Origin of the sequence: Aeromonas sp. 96A (genome assembly GCF_051919165.1) — a bacterium.
In the GTDB taxonomy this organism is placed as follows: domain Bacteria; phylum Pseudomonadota; class Gammaproteobacteria; order Enterobacterales; family Aeromonadaceae; genus Aeromonas; species Aeromonas veronii.
Map to the genome: position 1 here is coordinate 706984 of NZ_JBQBFE010000001.1, position 25740 is coordinate 732723.

The following is a 25740-nucleotide window of genomic DNA, read 5'->3' on the forward strand; positions in this document are numbered from 1 at the left end:
TTCCGATTTCATCATTTGTGAATGCTCATTCCCGAACATTAAAGTGAGAACTGCATGACCATCGCCATTTCGGATCGCATCGGCTGCGACTACATCCAGCAGGTGCGAGCACAACTGCCCCACGCCATCGTCGACGAGGAGTGGCAAACCGCCGATCAGGCCACCATTACCGTCAAGCCCACCAGTCTGGTCGAGACGGCCAGCCTGATCTTCCATCAGCTGGGGGGCTGGCTTCCGCTCTCCTTTGCCAATGACGAGCGCAGCCTCAACGGCCACTTCGCGGTCTACCACGTCTTCTCCATGGAGGGCGACACCAAGTGCTGGATCACCGTCAAGGTGCTGGTAGATGCCGATACCCAGGAGTACCCCTCCATCACCCCGACCATTCCGGCGGCAGTGTGGGGCGAGCGGGAGATCCGCGATATGTACGGCCTGCGCGCCATCGGCCTGCCGGACGAACGTCGTCTGGTGCTGCCGGACGACTGGCCGGAGGATATCCACCCGCTACGCAAGGACGCCATGGATTACCGCCAGCGCCCGATGCCCACCACCGACACCGAGACCTACCCCTTCGTCAACGAGCTGGGTAGTGATGCCAACCGCATCGTGCCGGTCGGCCCGCTGCACATTACCTCGGACGAACCGGGCCACTTTCGTCTGTTCGTCGATGGGGAAGACATCATCGATGCCGACTACCGCCTCTTCTATGTCCATCGCGGCATGGAGAAGCTGGCCGAAACCCGGATGGGCTACAACGAAGTGGCGTTTCTGACCGACCGGGTCTGCGGCATCTGCGGCTTTACCCACAGCGTCGCCTACACCACTTCGGTGGAGAACGCCATGGGCATTCCGGTGCCGGAGCGGGCCAAGATGATCCGCGCCGTGCTGCTGGAGGTGGAGCGCCTGCACAGCCATATCCTCAACATCGGCCTGTCGAGCCACTTCACCGGTTTCGACACCGGCTTCATGCAGTTCTTCCGGGTGCGGGAGAAATCCATGACCCTGGCCGAGCTGCTGACCGGCGCCCGCAAGACCTACGGCCTCAACCTGATTGGCGGGGTACGCCGCGACATCTTCAAGGAAGATCGCATCAAGGGTGCCCAGCTGGTGCGCGAACTGCGTGATGAGCTCAAACCCCTGGTGGCCATGCTGCTGGATACCGCCAACATCTCCTCCCGCCTCATCGGTATCGGCAAGCTCGACCCGCAGATTGCCCGCGATTTCAGCTGCGTCGGCCCCATGGTGCGGGCGAGCGGCTTCAAGCGCGACGTGCGCCGGGTTCACGATTTTGCCGGTTACCGCGAGCTGCCGATGGAGATCCAGACCAAGGCGGGTTGCGATGTGCAATCCCGGGTACTGGTGCGGATCCACGAGCTCTACGACTCCCTCGACATGATTGAGTTCGGCCTGGAGCACCTGCCGGAAGGGCCGCTGCTGACCGAAGGCTTCACCTACCAGCCGGGCAAGTTTGCGCTGGGCTTTACCGAGGCGCCCCGCGGCGAGAACGTCCACTGGAGCATGACCGGAGACAACCAGAAGCTGTTCCGCTGGCGCTGCCGCGCCGCCACCTACGCCAACTGGCCCGCCCTGCGCTACATGCTGCGCGGCAATACCGTGGCGGATGCGCCGCTCATCATCGGCAGTCTGGATCCCTGCTACTCCTGTACCGACCGGGTCACCCTGGTCGACCCCAAGAAGGGCAAATCCACCGTGGTCTCCTACAAGGAGATCGAGCGCTACGGTATCGATCGCAAAAACTCTCCGCTGAAATAAGGGGTCATCATGATCAAGCTGTTCAAGACCATCCTCAAGGCTGGCACCCCGACCGCCAAGTACCCCTTCGCCCCTTATGAGGTGAACCGGGATTTTCGCGGCAAACCGAAATATCAGGCGGATCAGTGCATCGCCTGCGCCGCCTGCACCAAGGCCTGCCCGGCCAATGCGCTGGTGATGGAAGTGGACATGGAGACCGGCGAACGGCGCTGGGAGATCTCCATGGCGCGCTGCATCTTCTGCGGTCGCTGCGAAGAGGTCTGCCCGACCCGCGCCATCGCGCTCTCCCCCGAGTTCGAGCTGGCGGTGACCAACAAGGCGGACCTTTATGAGGAGGCCCGCTTTGCGCTGGCCCCCTGCACTCTGTGCGGCACCTACTTTGCCCCGAGCAAACTGGTGGCGCTGGTGGAGGACACCCTCAAGCAGGCGGACACACCGCTGGCGACCCCGGAGCGACTGCACCACTGCCCCGACTGCAAACGAAAACAGAGCATGCTGAGCCAGCCTGACTCGGCCCTGATCACACCGATAGCCACACCGATGGCCGCACAAAAGGAGTGGATGTGATGAGCAAGATCAAAGGCATAGAACCGGTTGTCGGCCATGCCCATACCCGCGCCGTGCCGCTGGCACAGGATCCCGAGATCACCAAACTCAAGAAGACCCTGCTGAAAGACATTCGCCGCTCGGCCTATGTCTACCGGGTCGATTGCGGCGGCTGCAACGCCTGCGAGATCGAGATCTTCGCCACCATCACCCCACTGTTTGATGCCGAGCGTTTCGGCATCAAGGTGGTTGCCTCCCCCCGCCACGCCGACATCCTGCTCTTTACCGGCGCGGTGACCCGGGCGATGCGGGTACCGGCCCTGCGCGCCTACGAGGCGGCACCCGATCCCAAGATCTGCATCGCCTACGGCGCCTGCGGCTGTGACGGCGGCATCTTCCACGACCTCTACTGCGTCTGGGGCGGCACCGACAAGATCGTACCGGTGGATGTCTATATTCCCGGCTGCCCGCCTACTCCCGCCGCCACCATCTACGGCTTTGCCGTGGCGCTCGGTCTGCTTGAGCAGAAACTCAAAGCCACCAGCCACGAGGTGCAACCAGGTGAACGGGTCGAGCTGCGCCACACCGGCATCCCCAACGAAATTCGGGTGATGATCGAGCGCGAAGCCCGCCGCATGGCCGGTTATCGGCAGGGGCGGATCATCGCCGACGAGTTTATGGCCCTGCTCGAAGGGGCGACCCAGCAGGATGTGGATCTGCGTATCCAGAGCTACCTCGATCAGCACGACGATCCGCGCCTCTCGGAGATCGTCAACAACCTCGCAAACGCCTGCCTCAACCGGGCGGCCAGCAAGGGAGAGGCGGTACATGGCTGACGAGGTTTTCTTCTATCGCCTCTCGCGCAAGTTCGTCGACGAGCAGTTTGACGTGCCGGAAGAGGCAAAGGAGGTGATGTACTACAGCCTCGCCATCGGCCACCACCTCGGCATCGTCGATTGCCTGCGAGCAGACCTGGTCTGCTCGCTGACCGGTTATCGCGACTGGGTAGCAAAGCTGCCAGAGGGAAGTGAAGCGCGCCGCAAGATGGAGGGATTTCTCACCTTTGGCGAGATCACCATCTATCGCGAGCACTGCCATATGCTGGCCTGCGCCTTCGACCGACTGCGCAAAGCCGAAGGCGTGCTCGATGAGCAGGAGCTGGGCTGGACCAATACCTTTATGGATCAGCTCACCGCCCTCTTTAACGACCCCCATATGTACCTGATGGTAAGGAGCCGCTGATGGGCTGCAATCTCGTGTTGACCGTGGGCAATGCCATGATGGGGGACGACGGTGCCGGCCCCTATCTCGCCGACAAGCTGCAGGCCGCCCCCCTGCCCGGCTGGCTCCATATCGACGGCGGCATCGCGCCGGAAAATGTGGTCTACAAGGTGCGGGAGCTGCAACCGGATCGGGTGGTGCTGGTGGATGCCGCCGAGATCGGCGAGAAGGCGGGAACCCTGCAGGTGATCCCCCCCGAGACCATCGCCGAGATGTTTATCTTCTCGACCCACAATATGCCGCTCAATTTCCTGATCGACGAGCTCAAGACCTTTGTCCCCGAGGTGATCTTTGTCGGGGTACAACCGGCCATCGTGGCGTTTTCCTTCCCGATGACCGAGATGGTGAGCGAGGCGATGGATTATCTTTATCAGCATCTTGATGCAGCCAAAGATACCGACTTGTTAATAGATAAACTGGAGCAGTGGAATATTGACAATTCCAAGAGGTGATTATTTAGCGAGTTGTTAACGACCGTTATTGACCGACGGTTCCGGCAATGTGATCGAGGCCCGATGTTAAATTAAAAACATCGGGCTAATTGTGCTGAACTTGATATAAAACAAGGTTCTTTGATTTTTTCAAAAAACCGATAACTCTCGATTTTTTATGACAAAAAAGCGTTGCCAGTCACAGAAATTTGCCACAAAATGGCGGCCGTTACGGAAGTTGATGGGGTCTGGTGGCCTCCTCGGTCTTCAAAACCGATGTGAGCCGAGAAGGCTTTGGCAGGTTCGATTCCTGCCTCTTCCGCCAAATTTATCTATTGAACAAATACTCTCTTGCTGAGTTTATCTGCCCGAGTGTTATTTTCGTCGCTTGTTCAATATGTTTGAAGTAATACCTTAGCAAAAGGTGCTTGCCGCTTGCCAATATAATCCGAACTCAGGTTATCTCGCTGGCCAAAAATTAATTTATCAGCATCGATGCAGTATTAATTTATACCCGCTCATTGATGCCCCCAGTTTGCTGTCATCCGCAAATCGCCAGCAGTGCCATAACCCGTCAGCTCGGCCTCTCTATCGGCAAACCGGTGCGCATCCCGAACCCACGCACTGCACTGGTAATCCCATGCCGAACTCGTCTCACGCGCCAGCCATCCTCCACCGCCAGCCCGCATCAGGTCAGGCTGCCGACGATTCACAGCCAGATTCACAGCAACAGAACAGCCAGCAACCAACGCGCCGTCTGCCCCAAGTGGAACAGCTGCTGCAGCAACCCTTTCTAGCAGGTTTTATCGAGGCGCTGAGCCGCCCGCTGGTGACCCAGGTGGTGCGCGACACCCTGAGCGAGCTGCGTCAGAGCGAAGATTTTCGCCAGCATGGCGTTGCCCCCGAGCAGATCGAGGCGCTGATTGCCGAGCGCTGCCGACAGCAGTTGCGCCAGCGTCAGACCCGGGTGATCAACGCCACCGGCACCCTGGTGCATACCAATCTGGGGCGCTCGCCGCTAAGCAGCGAGCTGTGGGACGAGGTGCGCGACCTCAACACCGGCTACAACAATCTGGAGCTGGATCTTGCCACCGGCAAGCGCGGCGGGCGCAAGGGGCTGATCGCCCCCCTGCTCCGTTGCCTCACCCAGGCCGAGGATTCGCTGGTGGTCAACAACAACGCAGCTTCCCTCTTCCTGTTGCTGCAGGAGGTGGCCAAGGGGCGCGAGGTGATCGTCTCGCGCGGCGAGCAGATCCAGATTGGTGGCGGCTTTCGCATCCCCGATATTCTGGCCCTCTCCGGTGCCAAACTGGTGGAGGTGGGCACCACCAATATCACTACCGCCAAAGATTACCTCGATGCCATCACCGATCAGACCGCGCTGGTACTGATGGTGCACAGATCCAATTTCGCCATTCGCGGCTTTACCGAATCCCCCGATATCGGCGAGGTGGCCCGCGCCCTGCCCGAGCACGTGGTGCTGGCGGTGGATCAGGGCTCGGGCTTGACCACCGAAGAGTTTGCGCCAGATGAAACCTCGGTGCGCCAATACATCAAGGCGGGGGCGGATCTGGTCTGCTACTCCGGCGACAAGCTGCTGGGGGGCCCACAATCGGGCATCATCAGCGGACGCAGCGATCTCATCAAGCGGCTGGAAAAACACCCCATGATGCGCACCTTCCGCCCGAGCCGCATCGTCTACTCCCTGTTAGAGCGCCTGCTCATCCACAAGCTCAACAAGTCCCCAGTCGGCGAAGGGATTGCCCAGCGAGTCTTAAGCAACCCTGCCGCCATGCAGGCGAGAGCCTCCCGGCTGATGGCCGCCCTGCCCGGCTGCTTTGTGCCCATTCCCGCCCAGCTGGTGGTGGGCGGTGGCACCTTGCCGGACGAGTTCTATCCGGCCCCTGCGCTCGAATGCACCGACCCGCGCCCGGCCCAGCAACTACTCGATGATTTGCGCGAACTGCCGGTGCCGGTGATTGCCACCGTGCGCCAGCAGAAGGTGCTGCTCAATATGGCGACCCTGCTGCCGACCGAGATGGATCTGTTGATCGCCCAGCTTAACGAGCTGCTGCTACCTGCCTCGATCAATGCAACAGAGGAGTCCTGATCCCATGACCTCCTATCGCGCCGTTATCGGCCTTGCTGGCCACGTGGATCACGGCAAGACCCTGCTGATCAAGGCCCTCACCGGCATCACCACAGCCCGCGCCCACGAGCAGGCCATCGGCATGACTCAGGATCTCGGCTTTGCCCACTTTGACGACGGTCAGGGCAACACCATAGGCGTCATCGATGTGCCCGGCCACGAGCGCTATATCCGCAATATGGTGGCGGGGCTCTGGAGTCTGGATCTGGTGCTGCTGGTCATCGCCGCCGATGAGGGGTGGATGCCGATGACCGGCGATCACCTGCGCCTGCTCAAGGCGATGGGGGTGCCGCGTCTCTTGGTCTGCATCAACAAGTGCGATCTGGTCTCCCCTGACGAGCTTTTGCTGTTGGAAGAGAGTCTGCTGGAGCGGGTGATGGACGAGAGCGGCATGGTGCCCGATATCGTCAGCGTCAGCGCCAAAACCGGCGCCAATATGGCTGCCCTGCACGCCGCTATCGTGCGCCAGCTTGCCGAACTGCCAGCCTCACACGCTGCCCGCGAGCAGAGCGCCCCGCGACTGTATGTAGACAGGGTCTTTACCGCCAATGGCACCGGTACCGTGCTTACCGGCACCTTGCAACAGGGCAGCCTCAAGGTGGGGGACAAGCTGCGCCTCTACCCCGCCGATCGGGAGGTGCAGGTGCGCTCCCTGCAGGCCTATCACCAGAGCGCCGACGAGATCGGCGCCGTCTGCCGGGTGGCGGTGGGCCTTAAAAAAGTGCCCCACAAGGAGGTGGCTCGCGGCCACTGCCTCACCAGCACTGCCGGTCAGTGCGAGGCGGCCACCCACCTTATCGTGCGGCTCTGCGAGGTCGGTGGCAGCATCCGGGAACAGCGCAACCGCGAAGTGGAAGTGGCCCTCGGCAGCTGGCATGGCCGGGCCCGCTTCGTGCCCATCAAGGACACCCGTCTGGCACGGCTGATCTTTACCAGCCCCATCCCCTGCTTCTTCGGCCAGCCACTCGCCATCATTCGCCACGGCAGTAGCGAACTGCTGCACGGCGCCCGCATCGTCTGGTGCGGCGACATCCACCCCGCCAGACGCAAGGCGCTGCACGCCCTGCTGGGCGAGCTGCCAGATGAGCTCGAACACTACAACCCGGCCACCCTGCAGCTGGGGCTCAATGGCTATGTGCTGGCCAGCCGCTTTGACCAGCAGCCAGAGCAGGTCACCCCCCTCGGTGAGTGGCTGCTGGATAACTGCTGGCTGGCCCAAAGCCGCGACCAGCTGCTCGCCACGCTGGCCAGCGAACCGCTCAGCGCCGCCGAGCTGGCGACCCGCTTTGGCATCTCCTTGCCGGTCACTCATGCCCTGCTCCAGCAGCTCAAGAGCGAACAGCTCATTCGCCTGCACCATGACAAGTGGCAGCCGGGCTGCGGCGAGTCGGAAGATGATCTGGGGGAAGATGCACAGCTGGTGCTCAAGGTGGTGCGAGATCAAGGCAAGGAGGGTTACGAGCCCGGTAAACTGGGCCCCGGCGGCGTTGAGCTGGATCCCTTTATCACCCGCCAGCTGCCCGCCGCCCTGCAGCAGGGCTTGCTGCAAAAAGGCGCGTTGCAAAAGCAGCTGCGCAATCTGGCACGACTCAAGTATCTGGTGCAGCTCGATGGCCCCATCTACTACGACACCGAGCTTTACAACCAGATGGTCGCCGCCGTGCTGGCGGGCCAGCAGGTGGGAGATCTGATCGACATGGCATCCCTCAAGGAGATCACCGGCTTGTCACGCAAATACGCCATTCCGTTCTGCCTGCGCATGGAGATGGATGGCTGGGTACGACGCGAGGAGAACGAGCGCCGAGTGCTGCGTTTGCCGCAGACTCAAGATGAGATGGAGCCGGCATGAGCGCAACCATCGCCCCCTCTGTCTCTGCCAATCCTGTGGCCAACCGGCTGCGCCGCGAATTTCATATCGACGGCATCGTGCAGGGGGTCGGCTTTCGCCCCTTCGTCTATGGGCTGGCGCTGCGCCACGGCCTTGCCGGTTATGTGTTGAACGATGCCAACGGCGTCACCATTGGCGCCGAAGGCGCCCCCGAGCAGCTAGCCGCCTTTGCCCGCGAACTGCGGGAACTGGCGCCGCCGCTTAGCCGCATCGATCATTTCAGCGAGCGGGAACTGCCCCTCGCTCATGATCCCGACTTCGATGGCCAATTTCATGGCCAGTTTCGAATTAAAGCCAGTCAGCAGCAGAGCACGGCCACGGTCGCCATCTCGCCGGATCAGGGGATGTGCGAGGCATGCGCCCGGGATGTGGCCAACCCCAACGATCGCCACCATCGCTACCCTTTTACCAACTGCACCCACTGCGGCCCGCGCTACACCATCATCCGCCGTCTTCCCTACGACCGCCCTCACACCGCCATGGCGGGCTTTGCCATGTGCCCGCGCTGTGCGGCGGCCTATGAAAATCCGCTGGATAGACGCTACCACGCCCAGCCGGTGAGCTGCCCCGAGTGCGGGCCCTATCTCAGCTGGCGCAACGGTCGTGGCGATGCGCTGGCCGAGCGCGAGGATGCGCTGCAAGCGGCGGCCCGCGCCTTGCAAGCGGGGGCGCTGATTGCGGTCAAGGGGATGGGGGGTTATCACCTGATGTGCGATGCCCGCAATGAACAGAGTGTGGCCAGATTGCGAACGATCAAGCGGCGTGAGCGCAAGCCGCTGGCGGTGATGATGGGCTCCCTTGCCGAGGCCAAACTGCATGTCACCGGCAGCGAAGACGAGTGGCAACTGCTCGCCTCTCAGGCCAGACCCATCACCTTGCTGCGCAAGCGCAAAAATGATGATCGGCTCTCAGAATCCCGACAGTCGGCCATACCGCTGGCCGAGGGGATAGCCCCCGGCATCCCCTACCTTGGCATCATTCTCCCCTATACCCCGCTCCATCAGCTGCTGCTGGATACCTGCGCCATACCGCTGGTGGCCACCAGCGCCAATGGTCGCGGCAGCCCGATCCTTATCGAGTGCGAGGCGCTGGTCAGGGAACTCGGGGACGAGATTGACGGCATCCTGGATCACAACCGCCCCATCCTGCGCCCCTGCGACGACAGTCTGGTGCAGTGGGCAGGCGGGCGACGCCAGACGTTGCGCCTCGCCCGAGGCTATGCCCCCTGCACTCCCAGCCTGAAAGAGGCGGTCAAGGCGCCGCTCTTGGCAGTCGGGGCGCAGCAGAAGAACCAGCTGGCGCTCGCCTTCGGCCGCCAGCGCATCTACAGCCCCTATATTGGCGATCTGCACAGCCTGCCGATGCAGGAGCACTTCGAGCAGACCCTGGCCACCTTTCGCGATCTCTACGATCTCAACCCCGAAGTGCTGGTCTCGGATCGCCACCCAGGCTACCTCAGCCACCAGTGGGCCAAGGACTATTGCCACCATCAGGGTGCAACCCATCTCGAGGTGCAGCACCATCACGCCCACCTGCTGGCTGTGATGGCCGAGCACAACATCACGGGCCCGGTGCTGGGTGTTGCCTTCGATGGCACCGGCCTTGGCGATGACGGCACACTCTGGGGCGGCGAGCTGCTGATCGCAGACGTTCAGAGCTTTACTCGCGTTGCCCACCTCAAACCCTTCAAGCTGATCGGCGGCGAGGCGGCCATTCGCGAGCCGGTACGTCAGCTGCTGGGGCTGCTGTTTGAATCGCACAGCCCTGAGGAGATCAGTGCCCTCGATATTCCGCTGATCAACAAACTGCCCCTTAAGCGGATCAGCAACCTGCACCAGCTCTGGCAGCTGGGTCGCAACACCCCCTACACCAGCTCCATCGGTCGGCTGTTCGATGCGGTGGCAGCACTCTTGGGGGTGATCAACACCCCGGATTACGAGGGCGAAGCGGGACTCCTGCTGGAGGCGGCAGCCTTGCTGCTGGCCCCCGATGAACAGCCCTTCCCCCTCGCCTTTGATCTCAGCCAATCAGCAGAGGGGCCACTGCATATCGAGTGGGCAGAGCTCATCAATACCCTTGTCAGCGAGCGGCGCAAAGGCACCGCCACCGCCAGCCTGGCCGCCGGTTTTATCCGCGCCATCAGCAATCTGGTCATCGCCCTTGCCGAGCGCTTCCCCGGCTATCCGGTGGCGCTGGGGGGCGGCGTCTTTCAAAACCGGGTGCTGATGGATCAGCTTGTTCCCACTCTCGAAGCCGCTGGCAGGCAGGTATTGACCAGCGAAACCCTGCCGCTCAATGACGGTGGCATCGCCGCCGGTCAGCTCTGGTTTGCCATCCACCATATTGCCACGCACCGCCCAACCACAGCCGGCTGTGCCACCTTGTCGGAGTCCTGAAATTCATGTGTCTATCCATCCCCTCTCAGGTGGTGCAGCTGCACCCCGAAGACAACTGCGTCACCGTCGATACCCTGGGGGTGCAGCGGCGCGTCAGCTGCATGCTGCTCGAAGAGCCTCTCCAGGTGGGCGACTATGTGCTGCTCCATATCGGCTTTGTGATGAGCAAGATTGACGAAGAGGAGGCGCAGGCCAGCCTCGAGAGCTTCCGCCAGATGGTGGCCCTGATGCCCAAACAGGATATCTTGCCATGCTGACCTTGAATGATCTCTTTCAGGGCTTTCGCCAGCCCGAGGTGATCCGCGCCCTCGCCGCCCAGATCACCGAACTGGCCAAAGATCTGCCCGAGCCGCTGCGGGTGATGGAGGTGTGCGGCGGCCATACCCACACCATCATGAAGTACGGCCTGCACCAGCTGCTGCCCGCCAGCATCGAGTTTGTCCACGGCCCCGGCTGCCCGGTCTGCATCATGCCAAAAGAGCGCATCGATCAGGCCATCGAGCTCGCCCGCCAGCCCAACGTCATTCTGGTCACCCTGGGGGACATGATCCGGGTGCCGGGCTCCAAGGGCACGCTGGCCCAGCAGCGCGCCAAGGGGAGCGATATCCGCCCGGTCTATGACCCCCTCGATGCCCTGCGTATCGCCAAAGAGAATCCGGAGAAAACCGTGGTCTTCTTCGCCATCGGTTTCGAGACCTCTACCCCCATGACCGCCGCCTTGCTGGCTGCAGCTGAAGCTGAGGGGATTGAGAACCTCCTGTTTCATATCAACCATGTGCTGGTGCCGCCCGCCATTCATGCGGTGATGGCCGACGGGGTCGCCAAGGTGAACGCCTTTATCGGCCCCTCCCACGTCAGCGTCATCACCGGCGCCGATATCTACCTGCCCATCGTCGATCGTTATCAGGTACCGGTGGTGGTGAGTGGCTTCGAACCGGTGGATGTGATGGAGGCGCTCTTGATGATGGTGCGCCAGAAGGTTGAGGGTCGCTACGCGCTGGAGGTGCAATACAGCCGCGCCGTCACCGCCAGTGGCAATAAAGCCGCCCAGCGGCTGGTCGAGCGCTTTTTCGAGACCCGCGAGCACTTTCGCTGGCGGGGTCTTGGCGATATCAACGCCTCCGCCCTGCGCCTGCGCGATGCCTTCGCCAAGCGCGATGCGGAGCGTCACTTTGCGCTCAATCAGACCCCTATCGATGACCACAAGGCGTGCCAGTGCGCCGATATTCTGCGCGGCCTGGCCAAACCGAACCAGTGCAAAGTCTTTGGCCGGGGCTGCACCCCGACCCAGCCCATGGGCAGCTGCATGGTCAGCTCCGAGGGGGCCTGCAATGCCTACTACCGATATATGGGGATCCAGGAACGATGAGAGAAATCCAACTTAGCCACGGCGGCGGCGGTGTCGAGATGAACCAGCTGATCATTCAGCTCTTCTTTCGCCACTTTGGCAACGAGATCCTGCTGCGCGGTGAAGATGCCGCCCTGCTGCCGGTAAGCGGCCCCGTCGCCTTCACCACCGACAGCTTTACCGTCTCGCCGCTCTTCTTCGAGGGGGGTGATATCGGCAAGCTGGCCATCGCCGGCACGGTCAACGATCTCGCCATGATGGGGGCCAAGCCCGAGTATCTGAGCTGCAGTTTTATCATCGAGGAGGGATTCCCCTATGCAGACCTCGCCCGCATCGTCGAGTCTATGGCAGCAGAGCTTGCCAAAAGCGGTGCCCGCATCGTCTGCGGCGACACCAAGGTGGTGCCCAAGGGGGCTGCCGACAAGATCTTTATCAACACCAGCGGGGTCGGCACTTTCCCCCTGCCCGAACAGAGCCGGGGCATCTCGGTGCGGAGCCTCAAGGCCGGTGACGCCATTCTGGTGTCGCGGGATATTGGCAGCCACGGCGCCTGCATCCTGATGGCCCGTGACGCCCTGCAACTGGGATCCGATCTCAAGAGCGACTGCACCACCCTCTGGCCGCAGGTAGAAGCGCTGCTGCAGGCGGGCATTACTCCTCACGCCCTGCGCGATGCCACCCGCGGTGGCCTTGCCGCCGTGCTCAACGAGTGGAGCACCGCCTCTCAGGTGGCCATCGAGCTGGAGGAGTCCACCATTCCGGTGTGCGATCCGGTACGCGGTCTGTGCGAGCTCTACGGTTTCGAGCCCCATGATCTCGCCAACGAGGGGACCATGGTGCTGGCCCTGCCTGCCGAACAGGCGCAGGACGCACTGGGTATCTTGCGACAATTCAACCCCGCGGCAAGCCAGATCGGCGTGGTGCAGGCGAGCGATCGCCACAAGGTGATCCTCAACAACCCCTGGGGCAGCCGCCGCTATCTGGAGCTGCCGCAAGGGGAGCTGCTGCCGCGGATCTGTTGAGCGGCCATGCCGTTCCGTCAATTACAGGGAGGAGTCACTGCTCCTCCCCATATCGGTTAAGGAGCCACCATGCACGAAATGTCTCTGGCCATGGCTGCCATCGATCTGGCGGCCGAACAGGCCACCCAGCGGGGCTTTAACAAGGTAACCGCCCTCTGGCTCGAGGTCGGCAGCTTCTCCTGCGTCGACCCGGACACCATTGCCTTCTGTTTCGAGGCGGCCGCCAAGGGCACAGTCGTCGAGGGGGCCCAACTTCACTTTCAGCACCAGGCGGCAGAGGCCTGGTGTTACGACTGCAACAAGACGGTCACCCTCACCGAGCGCGGGCAGGCCTGTCCCGAGTGCGGCGGATACAAATTACGAGTCGCGCAGGGTGATAGCCTGCGCATCACCGACATCGAGGTAAGTTGATATGTGTAGCGTATGCGGATGCGGCCAGGCGCGGATTGCCGGCCATGAGCACGATCATGAGCACGAACATGAACATCACCATGAACATGGTCATGAGCACGACCACCATCATGATCACGAGCGGAGTGCGCCGCGCACCCTGATCATTCACCACCACTATCACCATCAGGGAGATGTCCATCACCACTACCACGGGGTGCGGGCTCCCGTGAGCCATGATGGGCATGATCACCCGCATGAGCACCACCATGATCACCCCCACGACCATCATCATGATCATACCCACTCTCATGACCACGGCCATTCCCACACGCATCCCCATGATCACTGCCATAACCATGACCATGACCATGACCATCAGCAGGGTGATCTGCACTACGGCAAAGGGGAAGCTGGATTGTCGGTTCCGGGCATGGGGCAGCGTCAGCTGATCGCCATCGAGATGGACGTGCTGGCCAAGAACAACGCGCTGGCGGCCCACAACCGCGAACACTTCGACGAAGCGGCCCAGCTGGTGCTCAATCTGGTATCCAGCCCGGGTTCAGGCAAGACCACTTTGCTGTGCGAAACCCTGCGCCAGCTGGCCGACAAACGCCCCTGCGCGGTGATCGAAGGGGATCAACAGACCAGCGCCGATGCGGATCGCATCCGTGCCACCGGCGTCCCTGCCGTGCAGATCAACACCGGCAAGGGCTGCCATCTGGACGCCAAAATGGTTCACGACGCCTGCCACCAGCTGCCCGCCAATGAAGGGGGCATCCTCTTTATCGAGAACGTGGGCAATCTGGTCTGCCCCGCCAGCTTCGATCTCGGCGAGAAGTACAAGGTAGCGATCCTCTCCGTCACCGAGGGGGAAGAGAAGCCGCTGAAATACCCGGACATGTTTGCCGCCGCCCAGCTGATGGTGATCAACAAGATCGATCTGCTGCCCTACGTCAGCTTTGACGTGGCCCGCTGCATCGAGAACGCCAAACGGGTCAACCCCTATATCCAGGTGATCCAGGTCAGCGCCACTACAGGCGAAGGGATGGATGCCTGGCTTAACTGGCTGGCCAGTGCCTGAACCGGTTAAACGCCGCTGATAACGGTAGAAAACAAGAGAGGGAGGCTGATGCCTCCCTCTCTTTTATCTGCGAATCTTGCCCGCCGTGCTATCTGTCCAGAGTGGCCAGCGTTTCATACTCGCCCCCCTCACCCTGGCCCTCTCCCCAGGGAGAGGGAATCGGTTTGTGGATGCCGCATTCCGCTCCCTGTCTCAACAGGGAAAGGGGAACCTATTCATGGATGCTGGCTATATGCTCGAAATATTCGCCCCAGAGAGCCTGCGATCATACAACCAGAACCGGTTTCCCAAACCCCGAGTCTGGCGAGATGGCACCTTCTGCTCCCTTCTCCCCTTGCGGGAGAAGGGCTGGGGATGAGGGGGAACTAACCCTCAGGCCGCATTTTCAGCCAATACACCAGTCACGGGCTGCACCTCACCAAAGCGCAGCACCCGATGGCAGATCTGGCGCAGCAGTGCCTGCTGGTGACTGAAGACAAGTATGCCAAGCCCGCGCTGCTCGCACTCAATCATCAACTCCCGCCAGAGCTGGCGCTGAATTTGCGGATCCAGCTGGGCGGTCACCTCGTCGGCAATCAGCAGTCGGGTGCGGGGATCGAGGGCGCGCAGCAACGCGATGCGGGCCAGCTCGCCACCGGAGAGCTGACCGGGTTTACGGCCAAGCCATTCGGGCTTGACCATAAAGCGGGCCAGTATGGCGTCATCGGGGCGCCATACATCCCACAACGCCTGCCCGGTGGTGCGATAGGGATTGAAGGTGAGTTCCGGGTGCTGGGGCACCAGCTGGATGGGGTTATAACCTTTTACCTGTTCAGGTACTGGCTGCCCATCCAGCAGGATCTGCCCGCCGGCCCCAACCGGTTGCCAACCCGCCAATACCCGCCCCAGCGTGGTCTTGCCATAACCGCTCGGGGCGGAGATACCGAGCCGTTCGCCCGCTTTCACCGTCAGCGACAATCCCTGCCAAAGGGGGCGTTCCCCCTGGGCGATAGTGAGATTTCGTACTTCCAACATCAGGAAACCTCCGGCACAGAGAAGAGCGCGTTGAACTCCGGCAGCGCCTGCCAGTGGGCACGGAGCATCTCGCTCCCCTGCCCCTGGCGCAGATGGTGGCAGCTCAAGGTATCGCTCACCTGCCCCTGATGCAGCGCCACAATGCGATCGGCAAAGCGAGCCGCCAGCGCCAGATCGTGGGTCACCCAGAGGATACCGCTGCCCTGATTGGCCAATTCACGCAACTGGCCGAGCAGCAGACAGGCCAGCCCCTCTTCGAGCCAGGCAGTGATCTCGTCTGCCAGAATGAAGCGGGCACCGCCGAGCGCCGCAGTGCAGGCCAGAATGCGCTTGGCCATGCCCCCGGAGAGCTGACGCGGATAGCGGTCCAGAGTGGCAGCGGGCAGCTGGTAGCGCAGCAGCTGCTCGCCGAGCCGCTCGCGAGAACCGCTCTGGCCGCAGAGGCGTGCCGCACGTCCCAGCTGACGCTCCACCGTCAGCAATGGATTGAGGGCGCTTACCCCCTGCGGCACATAGCAGAGGGTGTGCCCGCGCAAACGGGCCCGGCTGGCATCGCACAGAGGAGTGCCATCAAGAGAGATGGCGCCGCGCATCCGCAGATTGTCCGGCAGCAATGTCAGGGCGCTTTGCAGCAGCAGGCTCTTGCCCTCACCGCTCCCCCCCACCAGCGCCACTACCTCCCCCGGCGCCAGTTGCAGGCTGATATCGGTCAGCAAAGGCTGCCAGCTGCGCCGCCCCAGCCAGGAGTAGTGGGCCGCCTCTATGGTCACCTGATCAAAACTCAGCATGGTTCACTCCTGTGCCACAACAGCTGTTGCAAGGCGCGGGTAGCCTGATCAAACAGCAGAACCAGCAGCAGCAACATCAGGCCGGGGAAGAGCGCCAGCCACCAACCGCCACCGGCCAGATAACGCAGGGCATCGGCCAGCAGCAGGCCCAGCGAGGCCTCGTGGGCCGCCAGCCCAAAACCGAGAAAGCTCAAGGCCGCGCTGTGCAGCACCGCATGGGGAAACATCAGCAAGGTGCCGATAAACCACTGGGGCAACAGCCCCGGCAGCAGGTGGATGCGCCAGCGACGCAGCGCCCCCATCCCCTGACAGCGGGCCAGCACCACGTAGTCGCTGCAGGCGATCCGCCGCGCCTCGGCGCAGAGAATGAGCGCCACCTTGGGCCAGTGGGTGAGCGCCACCGCCAGGATCACCCCGCGCATGCCGCCCCCCACGGTAAAGCAGATCAGGATCAGCAGCAGCATATGGGGCAGCGCCAGCATGGCATCGATCAGCAGCCGCACCGCCACATCGCATCTGGGATGAATGAGCGACACGCTTGCCGCCACCATGGCGAGCAGCCCGCTGCACAGCGCCGTGCTGATACCCAGCTCCAGACTGGTGAGGGTGCCCTGAAATGCACGCAACCAGAGATCCCGCCCCATCTGGTCGGTGCCGAACCAGTGGGCCAGCGAGGGGGGCTGCTGGCGCGTCAGCAGATCCATCGGCACATCCTGATGAGATAGGCTCCAGCCGTAAGTGGCCAGCAGCGCCAATCCGAGCAGGGCAAAACCCAGCCGCAGTATGGAGGGAAGCGGATTAAACAGCATGCTCACCCTCCCAGCCCCGATTGATGCGGGCCAGCAGCAAACTGGCCACCGTGTTGCCAATAAAGACCAGCAGGGTGCAGAAGAGCACGATTCCCATCAGCAGGGGGATATCGCCCCTGAGCCCCGCATCCACGGTGGCCTGGCCGAGCCCCGGGTAGGAGAAGACCTTCTCTGCCAAGAGCGATCCGCCAATCAGCTCGCCAAGGGAGGCAAACTGCAGGCAGAGCGCCGGGGTCAGGGCGTGGCGCAGCACGTGAAAACGCAGCATGGGCCAGCCGCCATCCCCCTGAGCGCGGGCGTAGCGGATAAAGTCGCTCTCCAGCACCTCGGCCACCCGCCCCCGGGTATGCAGGGCAATGTTGCCCACCCCGAGCAGCGCCAGGGTCGTCACCGGCAGCAATAGATGACGCAGCCGCATGGCCCAGTCCACCTCATCGGCAGCAAGCCCCGGCGTCCAGGCGCAGCAGACTGGCAGTAGCGGCCAGTGCACCGCAAACAGGGCGAGCAGCAACAGGCCGACCCAGAAGGTGGGCAGGGAGGCGAGCAGGTAGGCAAAGCGGCAAATCAGGCGATCGGGCCAGCGGTTGAGATAGCGACCAGCGCAGAGGCCCAGCAAAATCCCGAAAAAGCCGGAGAGCAGCCAGGCGCCCGCCAGCAGCAGGAAGGAGGCAGCAAAACGCTGGCCAATGACCTCACCCACAGGCGCGTTGTAGAGCATGGAGTAACCGAGATCCCCCTGCAGCACTTGGGTAAACCAGTGCCAGTAGCGCAGCCAGAGCGGTTGATCCAGCCCCCAGCGGGCTGCGATGCGGGCGTATTGCTCCGGCGGCACATGGAGCAGATCGTTGCCGATATAGGCCTTGATGGGGTCGATGGGGGAGTAACTCAGCAGCACAAAGGTGGCGACCGAGACCAAACATAACAACCCTGCCAGACGCAGCAGGGCTTTTAGCAACAGATAACCGGAGTGACTCAAGGGCGAACTTAACGGCACGTCCACCGCCAATCCTGCAGGTTGTTGAGCAGGGACCAGCTACCGTGGATTTCCGGCACCCCCTTGCCAAGATCGATGCAACGGTTGGCCAGATAGGTATGCTGCACATTGAGCAGCCATGCCCAGGCGGCATCTCCCTGCACTCCGGCGCCCGTTTTGCCATCCCACTCCACCTGCTGCCAGAACGGCACGGCCGCCTGCCAGTTCGGGGCATCCAGCGCCTGCTTGAGGTGGCTATCCACCACAGGGTTGCTGTAGTAGCCCGGGTTGTAGAACTCCACGCCACCTGAGCCGCTCTGGTAGTGGTGATAGAGCTCCATGGGATCCAGACTCCCCCACCCCATCAGCACCGTATTGGCATGCATCTCCCGCTCCACCTGCTCCCAGCTGCCGGACTTGAGGCTCACCTCAAGACCGATGGGTTTGAGCATGGCCCGCACCGCTTCCGCCAGATCACGGCGGGTGCTGTCGCCACTGGTGTACCAGAGGGTAAAAGCGGCGCGCAGATTGCCCTTGTGGCGAATGCCGTCACTGCCCATCTTCCAACCCGCCTCGTCGAGCAGGGCGTTGGCGTGGGCGGCATCGCCATCCTTGAAGGCGGTGGCTTTGTTTAGCCAGGGCAAGCCTTCCACCGCGCTGTAGGCGGGGATGGCGTGCCCTTCCAGCAGTTGATCGGCCAGCAGCTTGCGGTCGATGGCGTAGTTGATGGCGCGGCGCACCGCTACATCCGAGGTCACGTCGTTGCCGATGGGATAACCCTTGGCATCTTTTTTACCCGCAGGAGGAATGGGGAAGACGATACCGCGGTTCTCCACGCTCGGCCGCACCCAGAGCTTGAGGGAGGCAGGCACGGTGGGCGCCAGCGACGGGGCAATGCGCACCACATCGAGCTGGCTGCTCTGGGCGGCGGCATAGGCGCTCTCTTCATCGATAAAGACAAAGACCAGCCGTTTGAAGTCATTGTTGCCACCGGCGTAATAGGGGTTCGCCTCCACCACCAGCTGTTGGCCGGGCAGGAAGCTCACCAACCGGTAAGGGCCGGCACCGACCGGCTTTTGGGCATATGCTTTTGCGTCGTAATCCTTCTTCGACACTATCCCCAAGGATCCCAGCACGTTGACGAAGGTGCTCTGGGGAGCACTCAGGGTGATGGCAACCTCGGTGGGCGAGAGCACCTTGGCCGAGACAAAGTTGCCCATGTCGATCTTGCCGCCGCCCTTGGCTGCGCTGTTGTAGGTGAAGGCCACATCCTCGGCGGTGAGCGGTGCACCGTTGGAGAATTTCAGGTCAGGCTTGAGGGTAATGATCCATCCCTTGCCATCCGTGCTCGGGGTCACCGATTGGGTGAGCACATTCTGCCAGCTGAGGTCCGCGTTTTGCTTGAGCAGCGGGCTGTGCAGCAGCAGGTAGCTGCCGTGACTCCAGCCAAGCAGAGGGTCAAACCCCTCGGTGGGCTCACTGCCGATGGCGAGCTTGAGCTCGGCAGGCACAGGTTGGGCGGCGGCCAGCGCCGCGTGAGAGGCGGTGCCCAGCAGCAGGGTCAACAGGACGCTCGCGCTGGATCTGGCGTAATGGCGAAGGGAATTGCGTGGAACAGTCATGGGGATCCTTCTTGTTTTGTACCACTCACGGATCATCACTCAAAAAAGAGGCGGAATGCGTGTCTGAACATGGGAGTGAGGGGCCAAAATGGCCCCCTATTCTAAACTTGATTTCGCGTGAAACCTAGCGACTATGCCGGTTGACCGCGCCGGGCACCGAATAGCCGTCTGCGGCCCAGATCCACGCCGCCAGCCCCTTGCTGCACCGGCAAGGAGAGCAGCATCTTGAGGGTGCTGCTCACCAGCGTTCTACCCTGATTAGCACCGAGATGGGGATCGAGCGGCGACATCAGGGAGCAGGCCAGCAACTGTCCCGTCTCGGGCAGTTCACCCACCATAAAGGTCATGTTGCCGCAGGGGAGCTGCAGGGCGAGCCGATCGCTGCTGCTGCGCACCGGCCAAAGCTGATCCGGCCCCGGCAGCACCACCACGCTCAGCATCCAGGGGGTGAGCACGCAGCCAAGCCACTGGTCTTCAAACAACACGCACTCCGCAACGATTGGCATGTCCGGGTGATAGAAGGGCAACGCCTGCATCTCTTCGCGAGCGATCCGCTCATACTGGGCTACCAGCAAGGGCGCGGGGTTGGTGGCAAAACCGGCAAACTCCTGCACAGCATCAACCTCACTTAAATGGGACTGCGCCATAGGCCCTCCCGCGCTTGTTCAGCTTTCTCCTGCACAGAGAGCGGGATGGCGGGGGCACCGACACTGACCAGCAGGGTCAAGATCCGATCCGTCGCCTCCCTCATGGCCGCCGCCACCACAGGGGTGAGACCGATGCGCGGTTCGAGGGATTCAGGCTCTATGCCGATCAGAGTGAGCCGCTTGGGCGACTCCCCCGTCATGTGCAGCGCCGAGAGCACGTCCGCCAGCCCCAGCTGGTGCGGGGAGATCTTGCGACCAAACAGGGTCGGGATCTCCTCATCCTTCAGGGTCACTACGGTGCCCGGCGGATTACCGCTGCGCACCGCATCCACCAGAATGATGTGATCGCGACTGGCCATCGCTTCGAGCAAAGCCATGCCGGCGGTACCGCCGTCGAGCAGCTCGATGCCGGGGGCGAAACGGTAGTTGCGCCCCAGCGCCTCGACGATGCGAACCCCCACCGCCTCATCGCTCAACAGCAGGTTGCCGACGCCCAGGATCAAGGTGTTCATCACAGCACCTTCACCTGAGTTGTTTCGCCATTCTGGGTATCCACCACATGCACCGCGCAGGACATGCAGGGATCGAACGAGTGGATGGTGCGCACCACCTCCAGCGGTTTGGCGGGGTCCGCCACCGGGGTGCCCACCAGAGATTGCTCGTAGGGGCCGGGCTCATCATTGAAGTTGCGCGGGCCCGAGTTCCAAGTCGACGGCACCACCGCCTGATAGTTCTCGATCTTGCCGCCCTTGATGACGATCCAGTGGGAGAGCATGCCGCGCGGCGCCTCTTCAAAGCCTACCCCGCGAAACTCTTTATCCGCCGGGATCTCGGCCTTGATGTAGGCGGTGGTGTCCCCCTTGCCGATGTTGTCCACCAGCGCCTTCCACTGATGGGACAGGGTGTCTTTGAGCACACAGCAGCGCACCGCACGGCCGATGATGCGGCCCATGGTGGAGTGCAGCTGTTCGGTCTTGATGGCCGAGCCGGTGAGCGCCTTGTAGATGCCGTTCAGCTGATCGAAGTGCGCTACCGTCTCCGGGTGTTTGGCGGCCAGCTTCACCAGCAAGTCGGCAAGCGGCCCCACCTCCACCACCTTGCCGTAGAAGGTGGGGGATTTGACCCAGGAGTATTTGCCGTCATCCTGCCAGCCGGTGTAGTTCGGCTCGGTCTTGCCCTCCCAAGGTTTGAGCGGCTCGTCATCCTTGTACCAGGCGTGCTTGTTGCTCTCGGCGATGCCGTCCATCAGCCAGCTATCCTGATGGCTCTCGATGGGGCGATAACCCGCCAGATTGCCATTCTCGATGTAGCCTCCCGGCATCAGGAAGCTGCCGCCGTTGGCGTCGGTGGGGAGCTCCGGCACGCTCAGGTAGTGCTTGGCCCCCTGCCCCAGACTCAGCCACTCGGGGTAGTGGGCAGCGATGATGGCGGCATCCACCTTGTAGACCTGCTCGATAAACTCGCCAAGCCGGTCGATAAAGCTCTTCACATAGAGCAGCCGCTCCAGGTTGAGCACGCTAGGTGCATCCAGATTGATGGGGTTGGCCACGCCGCCCACCGCCAGATTCTGGATGTGCGGGCTCTTGCCACCGAGGATGGCGACAATGCGGTTGGCATCGCGCTGGCACTCCAGCGCCTGCAGGTAGTGGGCCACGGCGATGAGGTTTACCTCCGGGCTCAGCTTCATCTCCTTGTGACCCCAGTAACCGTTGGCAAAGATGCCGAGCTGGCCGCTCGCCACCAGCGCGCGGATCTTGTCCTGCACCTTGGTCAGTTCATCGGCACTGTTGAGGGACCAGGTTGATACACCCTTGAGCATGTCCGCCGCTTTTTGCGGATTGGCCTCAAGGGCCGCGGTGATGTCCACCCAGTCCAGCGCGGAGAGCTGATAGAAGTGGACGATGTGATCGTGGATGTTGTGGGCCGCGATGATGAGGTTGCGGATAAACTGGGCGTTGACCGGCACCTTGGCGCCGATGGCATTCTCCACAGCCCGCACCGAGGCGATGGCGTGAATGGAGGTACATACCCCGCAAATGCGCTGCACTATCATCCAGGCATCGCGCGGGTCGTTGCCCTTGACGATCTCCTCCATCCCGCGCCACATGGTGCCGGACGACCAGGCTTTGGTCACTTTACCGCCTTCGATTTCGCAGTCGATACGCAGGTGCCCCTCAATGCGGGTGATGGGGTCTATGGTGATACGTTGGCTCATACGTTGGCTTTCCCTCGGGCCTGATAATCTTGGTGAACACGTTCAAGTGATGGCAGTACCGGCAGCAGCCGGATCAACAGCAAATAGGCACACACCTCGATGGCAACAAAGCCCAGAGAGATCAGCACCTCCTCCGCAGAGGGGAAGTAGTGGTAGCCATTGCCGGGGTTGAAGGCGAGCAGGGAGTAATCCAGTCGCCAGAGGGCGGCGCCCAGCAGCATGCTGAGGGCCCCCAGGAACAACATGCGCGAATCCCGGCGGCTCTTGTCCCAGTGGAACACCAGCAGCGGGAAGATCATCAGCGCAATCTCGCTCCAGAACATGATGGAGAAGCGATTGAACTCGGAGAGATACTCCGACTTGTCGTGGATGACGATCTCGGCAAAGCGCAGCGCCACAAACAGGATCAGGAAGATGTCGATCACCTGGGTCAGCTTGTAGAAGAGCGACTTCTCATTGGGGCCCCGCCCCGCCAGTCCCGCCTGCACCAGAGAGCCCTCAAATACCACGATGGAGAAGCCCATGATGAAGGCGGTCAGCAGCGAAAAGACCGGCAGCAACTCGTAGCTTTGCCAGAGCGGATGGATCTTCTCCCCCGCCACTATCATCAAGGATCCCATGGAGGATTGGTGCATGGTGGGCAACAGAGCCCCCAACGCCAGCACGAAGAACATGATCTTGTTGAGGCGAATGAGTGACGCCTTCCAGCCGAACTTCTCCAGCAGCACGGGAGCGAACTCCAGCGCCATCACCCCGATATAGATGGTCATGCAGACCGCCGTCTCGAACAGCACCGAGGAGGTGTTGAAGTGACCGGGCAGGTAAAAGTACGGCAGGTTCCAGTAACGCCCCACGTCGATGGTGATGGAGAGGCCGCCCAACGAGTAGCCAAACAGGCTCGCCAAAAGAGCCGGCCGCACCAGCGGATGATACTCGCCCCGGTTGAACACATAGACAGCCCAGGCCAGTGCCCAGCCGCCGCAGGCGAAACCGGTGCCGATCAGCAGATCGAACGAGATCCAGAGTCCCCAGGGATAACCGCCATTCAGATCGGTGACCGAACCCAGCCCGAAGACGAGGCGTTTTAAAATCAACATGCCGCACAGCACGGCAAAGGGGGCCAGCACCAGCACCGGCCAGCTGACCAGCTTGCCGCCGAGGGGATACGCCTTGTGGTTACTCATGATCCTTGCCTCCCTTTGTGGTGCCCTGATCCTTGATCTGCGCACTCCCCTGATCATGGCCATCATCGTGATGGTGATCGTGACCATTCTTGGTGTTGCGGCGAATGAGCACCGAGAGGCCGGTCAGCACCACCATGGGTAGCACCATCCCCTTGTAGAGGGTGTGCTGGATATGCTCGGAGCGGGCACCGGAGGAGAGCTCCGGCAGATCGGGCATATCGAGCTTGGTATAGGGCACCCCGGCCAGCACCAGCACCTGGGTACCGCCCCCCTCCTTCTCGCCATAGACGTAAGGCTGGTAGTTGGGCACTTCGTGCAGGTAAGGGTCGTTGGCAGAGAGGGTCTGGCGCGGATAGGCATATTCACTGCCAGGGGTCGCCAGCAGGCGGCGCTTGGCCTCGGCCATCAGCTCCTCGCGGGTACCGAAAATGACGGCGCCGGTGGGGCACACCTCGACACACCCGGGCAATTTCCCCTGATCGATCCGCTCAAGCCCCTTCTGGTTGCAGAGCTCGCACTTGTGGATCGCCCCCAGCGGGTTGTCATAGTCATATTTGGGCACATCGAACGGGCAACCCACCATGCAGTAGCGACAGCCGGTGCAGACGCTCGGGTCGTAGTGAACGATGCCGGTCTTGGGATCTTTTTTAAGAGCCTGCACCGGACAGACAGAGACGCAGTTGGGATCGACACAGTGCATGCACTGCTTCTTGATGTAGGCGTAGCCATCCACCAACTGATCCTTGTGCTCGCCAGTGCCGCTCTTCCACACCTGAATGATGTTGTTGGTGTAGGGGGTCAGCTTGTCGTTGTTGGACCAGGTTTGCGCCCCGGCTGGATTGGCCGGGTTGCCGTTGAGGCGCTGACACTCCGCCACACAGGCCTGACAGCCAACGCAGAGGGTGGAGTCGTAGAGCATGCCGAGTGCGCCGGGAATGGGCGGCTTGTTCTTGGCCGCCGCCAGTGCGGTGCCGGGTACGGCTGTGCCCGCCGCCAGCGCGCCGACGGAGGCGAATTTGAGGAAGTTGCGTCTGTTCACGGCTACTCCTCCCGTGATGGGTGCTGCCCGGCTTCGTGGCGTTTCTGCTGGCGACCGAGTTCACGCACCGTCATCAGACTCACCCCTACCAGCACCCCGAGGGCGCCACCGATAAGGCCGGTCGCGGTGGGCGAGGTATAGCCCCCCTCCTGGATCTTCACATCGGGTTTATCCACCCTCGGAGTCGGATTCTCTACCTTGGCGAGCTGGAAGATCCCCTTGCTAAAACCGACCCCCTGCTCGTTACAGCCATAACAGGGGTGACCGATGCCGACCGGCCAGATGCCGCCGCCCACATCGCAGAACTCCAGAGTCGAGCAGTTGCCGTAGGTCTCCGGCCCCTTGCAGCCAAGATGGTAGAGACACCAACCCTGACGGTGACCCTCATCACCAAACTCCTTGGCAAAACGCCCTGCGTCGAAGTGCGGACGACGCTCGCAGTTCTCGTGGATCAGCCGCTCATAGGCAAACAGCGGGCGCTTCTTGCTATCCAGCGCCGGCAGCTTGCCGTAGGTGATGTAGTAGGCAACCGTGGTGAGGAAGTTGTGGGGATTGGGCGGGCAGCCCGGGATATTGATGATGGGGGTGCCGATATTGCCGAGGGCCTCTTCCAGGCTGACAGCGCCGGTCGGGTTGCCGCCGCTGGCAGGCACACCGCCCCAGGCGGCGCAGGAGCCGATGGCGATCACCGCAGCCGCGTCGGCGGCAGCACGGCGAATATGGTCGACGATAGGCTCACCGGCCACCATGCAGTAGACGCCACCATCTTTGAGCGGAATGGAGCCATCCACCACCAGCACATACTTGCCTTTATAGCGCTTGATGGCGTTGTGCTTGTTCTCTTCCGCCTGATGACCAAAGGCCGCCGAGAGCACCTCGTGGTACTCCAGCGAAATGGTGTTGAGGATCAGGTTCTCGATGGTGGGGTGGGTGGCCCGCAGCAGCGATTCGGTACAACCGGTGCACTCCTGCGCCCCAATCCAGATCACCGGCGGCCGTTCGGGGCTGGTGAGCGCAGTGGCCATCTTGGCGACGGCATGCTGACTTAATCCCAGGGTTGCGGCCATCCCGGCACACAATTTCATAAAATCACGGCGATTAATCCCATGAGCCGATAAAAAATTATCCTCGACCATTCTTC

The 25740-nt window shown here is 62.1% G+C and carries 25 protein-coding genes and 1 tRNA gene; 14 read left to right on the forward strand and 12 right to left on the reverse strand.

What is annotated here, in order from left to right:
- The first annotated feature begins 54 nt into the window (after window positions 1-54).
- From ACTG2W_RS03235 to hypA, 13 genes are all read left to right on the forward strand, one after another.
- Entirely contained in the window at window positions 55-1773 is a 1719-nt protein-coding gene (locus tag ACTG2W_RS03235) for a hydrogenase large subunit (protein WP_017784116.1), read from the forward strand.
- A 9-nt stretch (window positions 1774-1782) separates the two neighbouring features.
- Window positions 1783-2340 (forward strand): formate hydrogenlyase complex iron-sulfur subunit, encoded by a 558-nt coding sequence (locus ACTG2W_RS03240; RefSeq protein ID WP_106843298.1) that lies wholly within the window; start codon window positions 1783-1785, stop codon window positions 2338-2340.
- A complete protein-coding gene (locus tag ACTG2W_RS03245) occupies window positions 2340-3155 on the forward strand; it encodes an NADH-quinone oxidoreductase subunit B family protein (RefSeq protein ID WP_005360200.1) in 816 nt (271 codons plus the stop codon). Before ACTG2W_RS03240 ends, ACTG2W_RS03245 begins: the two co-directional genes overlap by 1 nt.
- Entirely contained in the window at window positions 3148-3561 is a 414-nt protein-coding gene (locus tag ACTG2W_RS03250) for a formate hydrogenlyase maturation HycH family protein (RefSeq protein ID WP_076492969.1), read from the forward strand. Before ACTG2W_RS03245 ends, ACTG2W_RS03250 begins: the two co-directional genes overlap by 8 nt.
- Window positions 3561-4052 (forward strand): hydrogenase maturation peptidase HycI, encoded by a 492-nt coding sequence (gene hycI, locus ACTG2W_RS03255; RefSeq protein ID WP_106843297.1) that lies wholly within the window; start codon window positions 3561-3563, stop codon window positions 4050-4052. The genes ACTG2W_RS03250 and hycI overlap by 1 nt, the downstream gene beginning before the upstream one ends.
- Window positions 4053-4264: 212 nt before the next feature.
- A tRNA-Sec gene (locus ACTG2W_RS03260) sits at window positions 4265-4356 on the forward strand.
- A gap of 315 nt (window positions 4357-4671) precedes the next feature.
- Window positions 4672-6141, forward strand: a complete 1470-nt coding sequence (selA, locus tag ACTG2W_RS03265; RefSeq protein WP_106843296.1) for an L-seryl-tRNA(Sec) selenium transferase — start codon at window positions 4672-4674, stop codon at window positions 6139-6141.
- Window positions 6142-6145: 4 nt separating this feature from the next.
- Window positions 6146-8029, forward strand: a complete 1884-nt coding sequence (selB, locus tag ACTG2W_RS03270; protein WP_106843295.1) for a selenocysteine-specific translation elongation factor — start codon at window positions 6146-6148, stop codon at window positions 8027-8029.
- Window positions 8026-10464, forward strand: a complete 2439-nt coding sequence (gene hypF / locus ACTG2W_RS03275; RefSeq protein WP_106843294.1) for a carbamoyltransferase HypF — start codon at window positions 8026-8028, stop codon at window positions 10462-10464. The genes selB and hypF overlap by 4 nt, the downstream gene beginning before the upstream one ends.
- A gap of 5 nt (window positions 10465-10469) precedes the next feature.
- Window positions 10470-10721: a HypC/HybG/HupF family hydrogenase formation chaperone gene (locus ACTG2W_RS03280; RefSeq protein WP_040065728.1), complete on the forward strand. Its 252-nt coding sequence runs from the start codon at window positions 10470-10472 to the stop codon at window positions 10719-10721.
- Window positions 10715-11833 carry a hydrogenase formation protein HypD gene (hypD, locus tag ACTG2W_RS03285; RefSeq protein WP_440016042.1) on the forward strand — a complete coding sequence of 373 codons (1119 nt, stop codon included), beginning with the start codon at window positions 10715-10717 and terminating at the stop codon, window positions 11831-11833. The genes ACTG2W_RS03280 and hypD overlap by 7 nt, the downstream gene beginning before the upstream one ends.
- A complete protein-coding gene (gene hypE / locus ACTG2W_RS03290) occupies window positions 11830-12834 on the forward strand; it encodes a hydrogenase expression/formation protein HypE (RefSeq protein WP_440016043.1) in 1005 nt (334 codons plus the stop codon). Before hypD ends, hypE begins: the two co-directional genes overlap by 4 nt.
- Window positions 12835-12903: 69 nt before the next feature.
- On the forward strand, window positions 12904-13245 hold the full coding sequence (hypA, locus tag ACTG2W_RS03295) for a hydrogenase maturation nickel metallochaperone HypA (protein WP_059168076.1): 342 nt from the start codon (window positions 12904-12906) through the stop codon (window positions 13243-13245).
- On the opposite strand, the gene ACTG2W_RS03300 is transcribed toward hypA, so the two are convergent.
- Window positions 13223-13567, reverse strand: a complete 345-nt coding sequence (locus ACTG2W_RS03300) for a hypothetical protein (protein ID WP_440016044.1) — start codon at window positions 13565-13567, stop codon at window positions 13223-13225. The genes hypA and ACTG2W_RS03300 overlap by 23 nt on opposite strands.
- On the opposite strand from ACTG2W_RS03300, the gene hypB reads away from it, so the two are divergent.
- The gene (hypB, locus tag ACTG2W_RS03305; protein WP_219899342.1) at window positions 13454-14308 is read left to right on the forward strand and encodes a hydrogenase nickel incorporation protein HypB; all 855 of its coding nucleotides are present in this window, start codon (window positions 13454-13456) and stop codon (window positions 14306-14308) included. The two genes, ACTG2W_RS03300 and hypB, sit on opposite strands and share 114 nt — an antisense overlap.
- Before the next feature lie 372 nt (window positions 14309-14680).
- Here hypB and ACTG2W_RS03310 read toward each other — a convergent pair whose 3' ends face one another.
- The 11 genes from ACTG2W_RS03310 to hybO all read right to left on the reverse strand — a co-directional run bounded on the left by ACTG2W_RS03310 (window position 14681) and on the right by hybO (window position 25735).
- Entirely contained in the window at window positions 14681-15322 is a 642-nt protein-coding gene (locus tag ACTG2W_RS03310) for an ATP-binding cassette domain-containing protein (protein ID WP_440016045.1), read from the reverse strand.
- On the reverse strand, window positions 15322-16110 hold the full coding sequence (locus ACTG2W_RS03315; RefSeq protein WP_440016046.1) for an ATP-binding cassette domain-containing protein: 789 nt from the start codon (window positions 16108-16110) through the stop codon (window positions 15322-15324). Before ACTG2W_RS03315 ends, ACTG2W_RS03310 begins: the two co-directional genes overlap by 1 nt.
- Window positions 16104-16919 carry an ABC transporter permease gene (locus ACTG2W_RS03320; protein WP_440016047.1) on the reverse strand — a complete coding sequence of 272 codons (816 nt, stop codon included), beginning with the start codon at window positions 16917-16919 and terminating at the stop codon, window positions 16104-16106. Before ACTG2W_RS03320 ends, ACTG2W_RS03315 begins: the two co-directional genes overlap by 7 nt.
- Window positions 16909-17919, reverse strand: coding sequence for an ABC transporter permease (locus ACTG2W_RS03325; protein ID WP_213389499.1), 1011 nt, complete (start codon window positions 17917-17919; stop codon window positions 16909-16911). Before ACTG2W_RS03325 ends, ACTG2W_RS03320 begins: the two co-directional genes overlap by 11 nt.
- Window positions 17904-19514 carry an ABC transporter substrate-binding protein gene (locus ACTG2W_RS03330; RefSeq protein WP_106843286.1) on the reverse strand — a complete coding sequence of 537 codons (1611 nt, stop codon included), beginning with the start codon at window positions 19512-19514 and terminating at the stop codon, window positions 17904-17906. The genes ACTG2W_RS03325 and ACTG2W_RS03330 overlap by 16 nt, the downstream gene beginning before the upstream one ends.
- A 131-nt stretch (window positions 19515-19645) precedes the next feature.
- The gene (gene hybE / locus ACTG2W_RS03335) at window positions 19646-20161 is read right to left on the reverse strand and encodes a hydrogenase-2 assembly chaperone (protein ID WP_106843285.1); all 516 of its coding nucleotides are present in this window, start codon (window positions 20159-20161) and stop codon (window positions 19646-19648) included.
- Window positions 20143-20673: a HyaD/HybD family hydrogenase maturation endopeptidase gene (locus tag ACTG2W_RS03340; RefSeq protein WP_440016048.1), complete on the reverse strand. Its 531-nt coding sequence runs from the start codon at window positions 20671-20673 to the stop codon at window positions 20143-20145. The genes hybE and ACTG2W_RS03340 overlap by 19 nt, the downstream gene beginning before the upstream one ends.
- Window positions 20673-22376: a hydrogenase 2 large subunit gene (gene hybC / locus ACTG2W_RS03345; protein ID WP_106843283.1), complete on the reverse strand. Its 1704-nt coding sequence runs from the start codon at window positions 22374-22376 to the stop codon at window positions 20673-20675. Before hybC ends, ACTG2W_RS03340 begins: the two co-directional genes overlap by 1 nt.
- The gene (hybB, locus tag ACTG2W_RS03350; protein ID WP_021230238.1) at window positions 22373-23560 is read right to left on the reverse strand and encodes a Ni/Fe-hydrogenase cytochrome b subunit; all 1188 of its coding nucleotides are present in this window, start codon (window positions 23558-23560) and stop codon (window positions 22373-22375) included. The genes hybC and hybB overlap by 4 nt, the downstream gene beginning before the upstream one ends.
- Window positions 23553-24599: a hydrogenase 2 operon protein HybA gene (hybA, locus tag ACTG2W_RS03355; RefSeq protein ID WP_115522337.1), complete on the reverse strand. Its 1047-nt coding sequence runs from the start codon at window positions 24597-24599 to the stop codon at window positions 23553-23555. Before hybA ends, hybB begins: the two co-directional genes overlap by 8 nt.
- A 2-nt stretch (window positions 24600-24601) precedes the next feature.
- Complete coding sequence (hybO, locus tag ACTG2W_RS03360) at window positions 24602-25735, reverse strand: hydrogenase 2 small subunit (protein ID WP_005345182.1); 1134 nt, start codon at window positions 25733-25735, stop codon at window positions 24602-24604.
- Window positions 25736-25740: the final 5 nt, after the last annotated feature.

Excerpts from the sequence above, each read along its gene's own strand:
- ACTG2W_RS03235 (WP_017784116.1), top strand. The coding sequence starts at position 55 with ATGACCATCGCCATTTCGGATCGCATCGGCTGCGACTACATCCAGCAG.
- ACTG2W_RS03240 (WP_106843298.1), top strand. The coding sequence starts at position 1,783 with ATGATCAAGCTGTTCAAGACCATCCTCAAGGCTGGCACCCCGACCGCC.
- ACTG2W_RS03245 (WP_005360200.1), top strand. The coding sequence starts at position 2,340 with ATGAGCAAGATCAAAGGCATAGAACCGGTTGTCGGCCATGCCCATACC.
- ACTG2W_RS03250 (WP_076492969.1), top strand. The coding sequence starts at position 3,148 with ATGGCTGACGAGGTTTTCTTCTATCGCCTCTCGCGCAAGTTCGTCGAC.
- hycI (WP_106843297.1), top strand. The coding sequence starts at position 3,561 with ATGGGCTGCAATCTCGTGTTGACCGTGGGCAATGCCATGATGGGGGAC.
- selA (WP_106843296.1), top strand. The coding sequence starts at position 4,672 with ATGCCGAACTCGTCTCACGCGCCAGCCATCCTCCACCGCCAGCCCGCA.
- selB (WP_106843295.1), top strand. The coding sequence starts at position 6,146 with ATGACCTCCTATCGCGCCGTTATCGGCCTTGCTGGCCACGTGGATCAC.
- hypF (WP_106843294.1), top strand. The coding sequence starts at position 8,026 with ATGAGCGCAACCATCGCCCCCTCTGTCTCTGCCAATCCTGTGGCCAAC.
- ACTG2W_RS03280 (WP_040065728.1), top strand. The coding sequence starts at position 10,470 with ATGTGTCTATCCATCCCCTCTCAGGTGGTGCAGCTGCACCCCGAAGAC.
- hypD (WP_440016042.1), top strand. The coding sequence starts at position 10,715 with ATGCTGACCTTGAATGATCTCTTTCAGGGCTTTCGCCAGCCCGAGGTG.
- hypE (WP_440016043.1), top strand. The coding sequence starts at position 11,830 with ATGAGAGAAATCCAACTTAGCCACGGCGGCGGCGGTGTCGAGATGAAC.
- hypA (WP_059168076.1), top strand. The coding sequence starts at position 12,904 with ATGCACGAAATGTCTCTGGCCATGGCTGCCATCGATCTGGCGGCCGAA.
- ACTG2W_RS03300 (WP_440016044.1), bottom strand. The coding sequence starts at position 13,567 with ATGGGGATGCGTGTGGGAATGGCCGTGGTCATGAGAGTGGGTATGATC.
- ACTG2W_RS03310 (WP_440016045.1), bottom strand. The coding sequence starts at position 15,322 with ATGTTGGAAGTACGAAATCTCACTATCGCCCAGGGGGAACGCCCCCTT.
- ACTG2W_RS03315 (WP_440016046.1), bottom strand. The coding sequence starts at position 16,110 with ATGCTGAGTTTTGATCAGGTGACCATAGAGGCGGCCCACTACTCCTGG.
- ACTG2W_RS03320 (WP_440016047.1), bottom strand. The coding sequence starts at position 16,919 with ATGCTGTTTAATCCGCTTCCCTCCATACTGCGGCTGGGTTTTGCCCTG.
- ACTG2W_RS03330 (WP_106843286.1), bottom strand. The coding sequence starts at position 19,514 with ATGACTGTTCCACGCAATTCCCTTCGCCATTACGCCAGATCCAGCGCG.
- hybE (WP_106843285.1), bottom strand. The coding sequence starts at position 20,161 with ATGGCGCAGTCCCATTTAAGTGAGGTTGATGCTGTGCAGGAGTTTGCC.
- ACTG2W_RS03340 (WP_440016048.1), bottom strand. The coding sequence starts at position 20,673 with ATGAACACCTTGATCCTGGGCGTCGGCAACCTGCTGTTGAGCGATGAG.
- hybC (WP_106843283.1), bottom strand. The coding sequence starts at position 22,376 with ATGAGCCAACGTATCACCATAGACCCCATCACCCGCATTGAGGGGCAC.
- hybB (WP_021230238.1), bottom strand. The coding sequence starts at position 23,560 with ATGAGTAACCACAAGGCGTATCCCCTCGGCGGCAAGCTGGTCAGCTGG.
- hybO (WP_005345182.1), bottom strand. The coding sequence starts at position 25,735 with ATGGTCGAGGATAATTTTTTATCGGCTCATGGGATTAATCGCCGTGAT.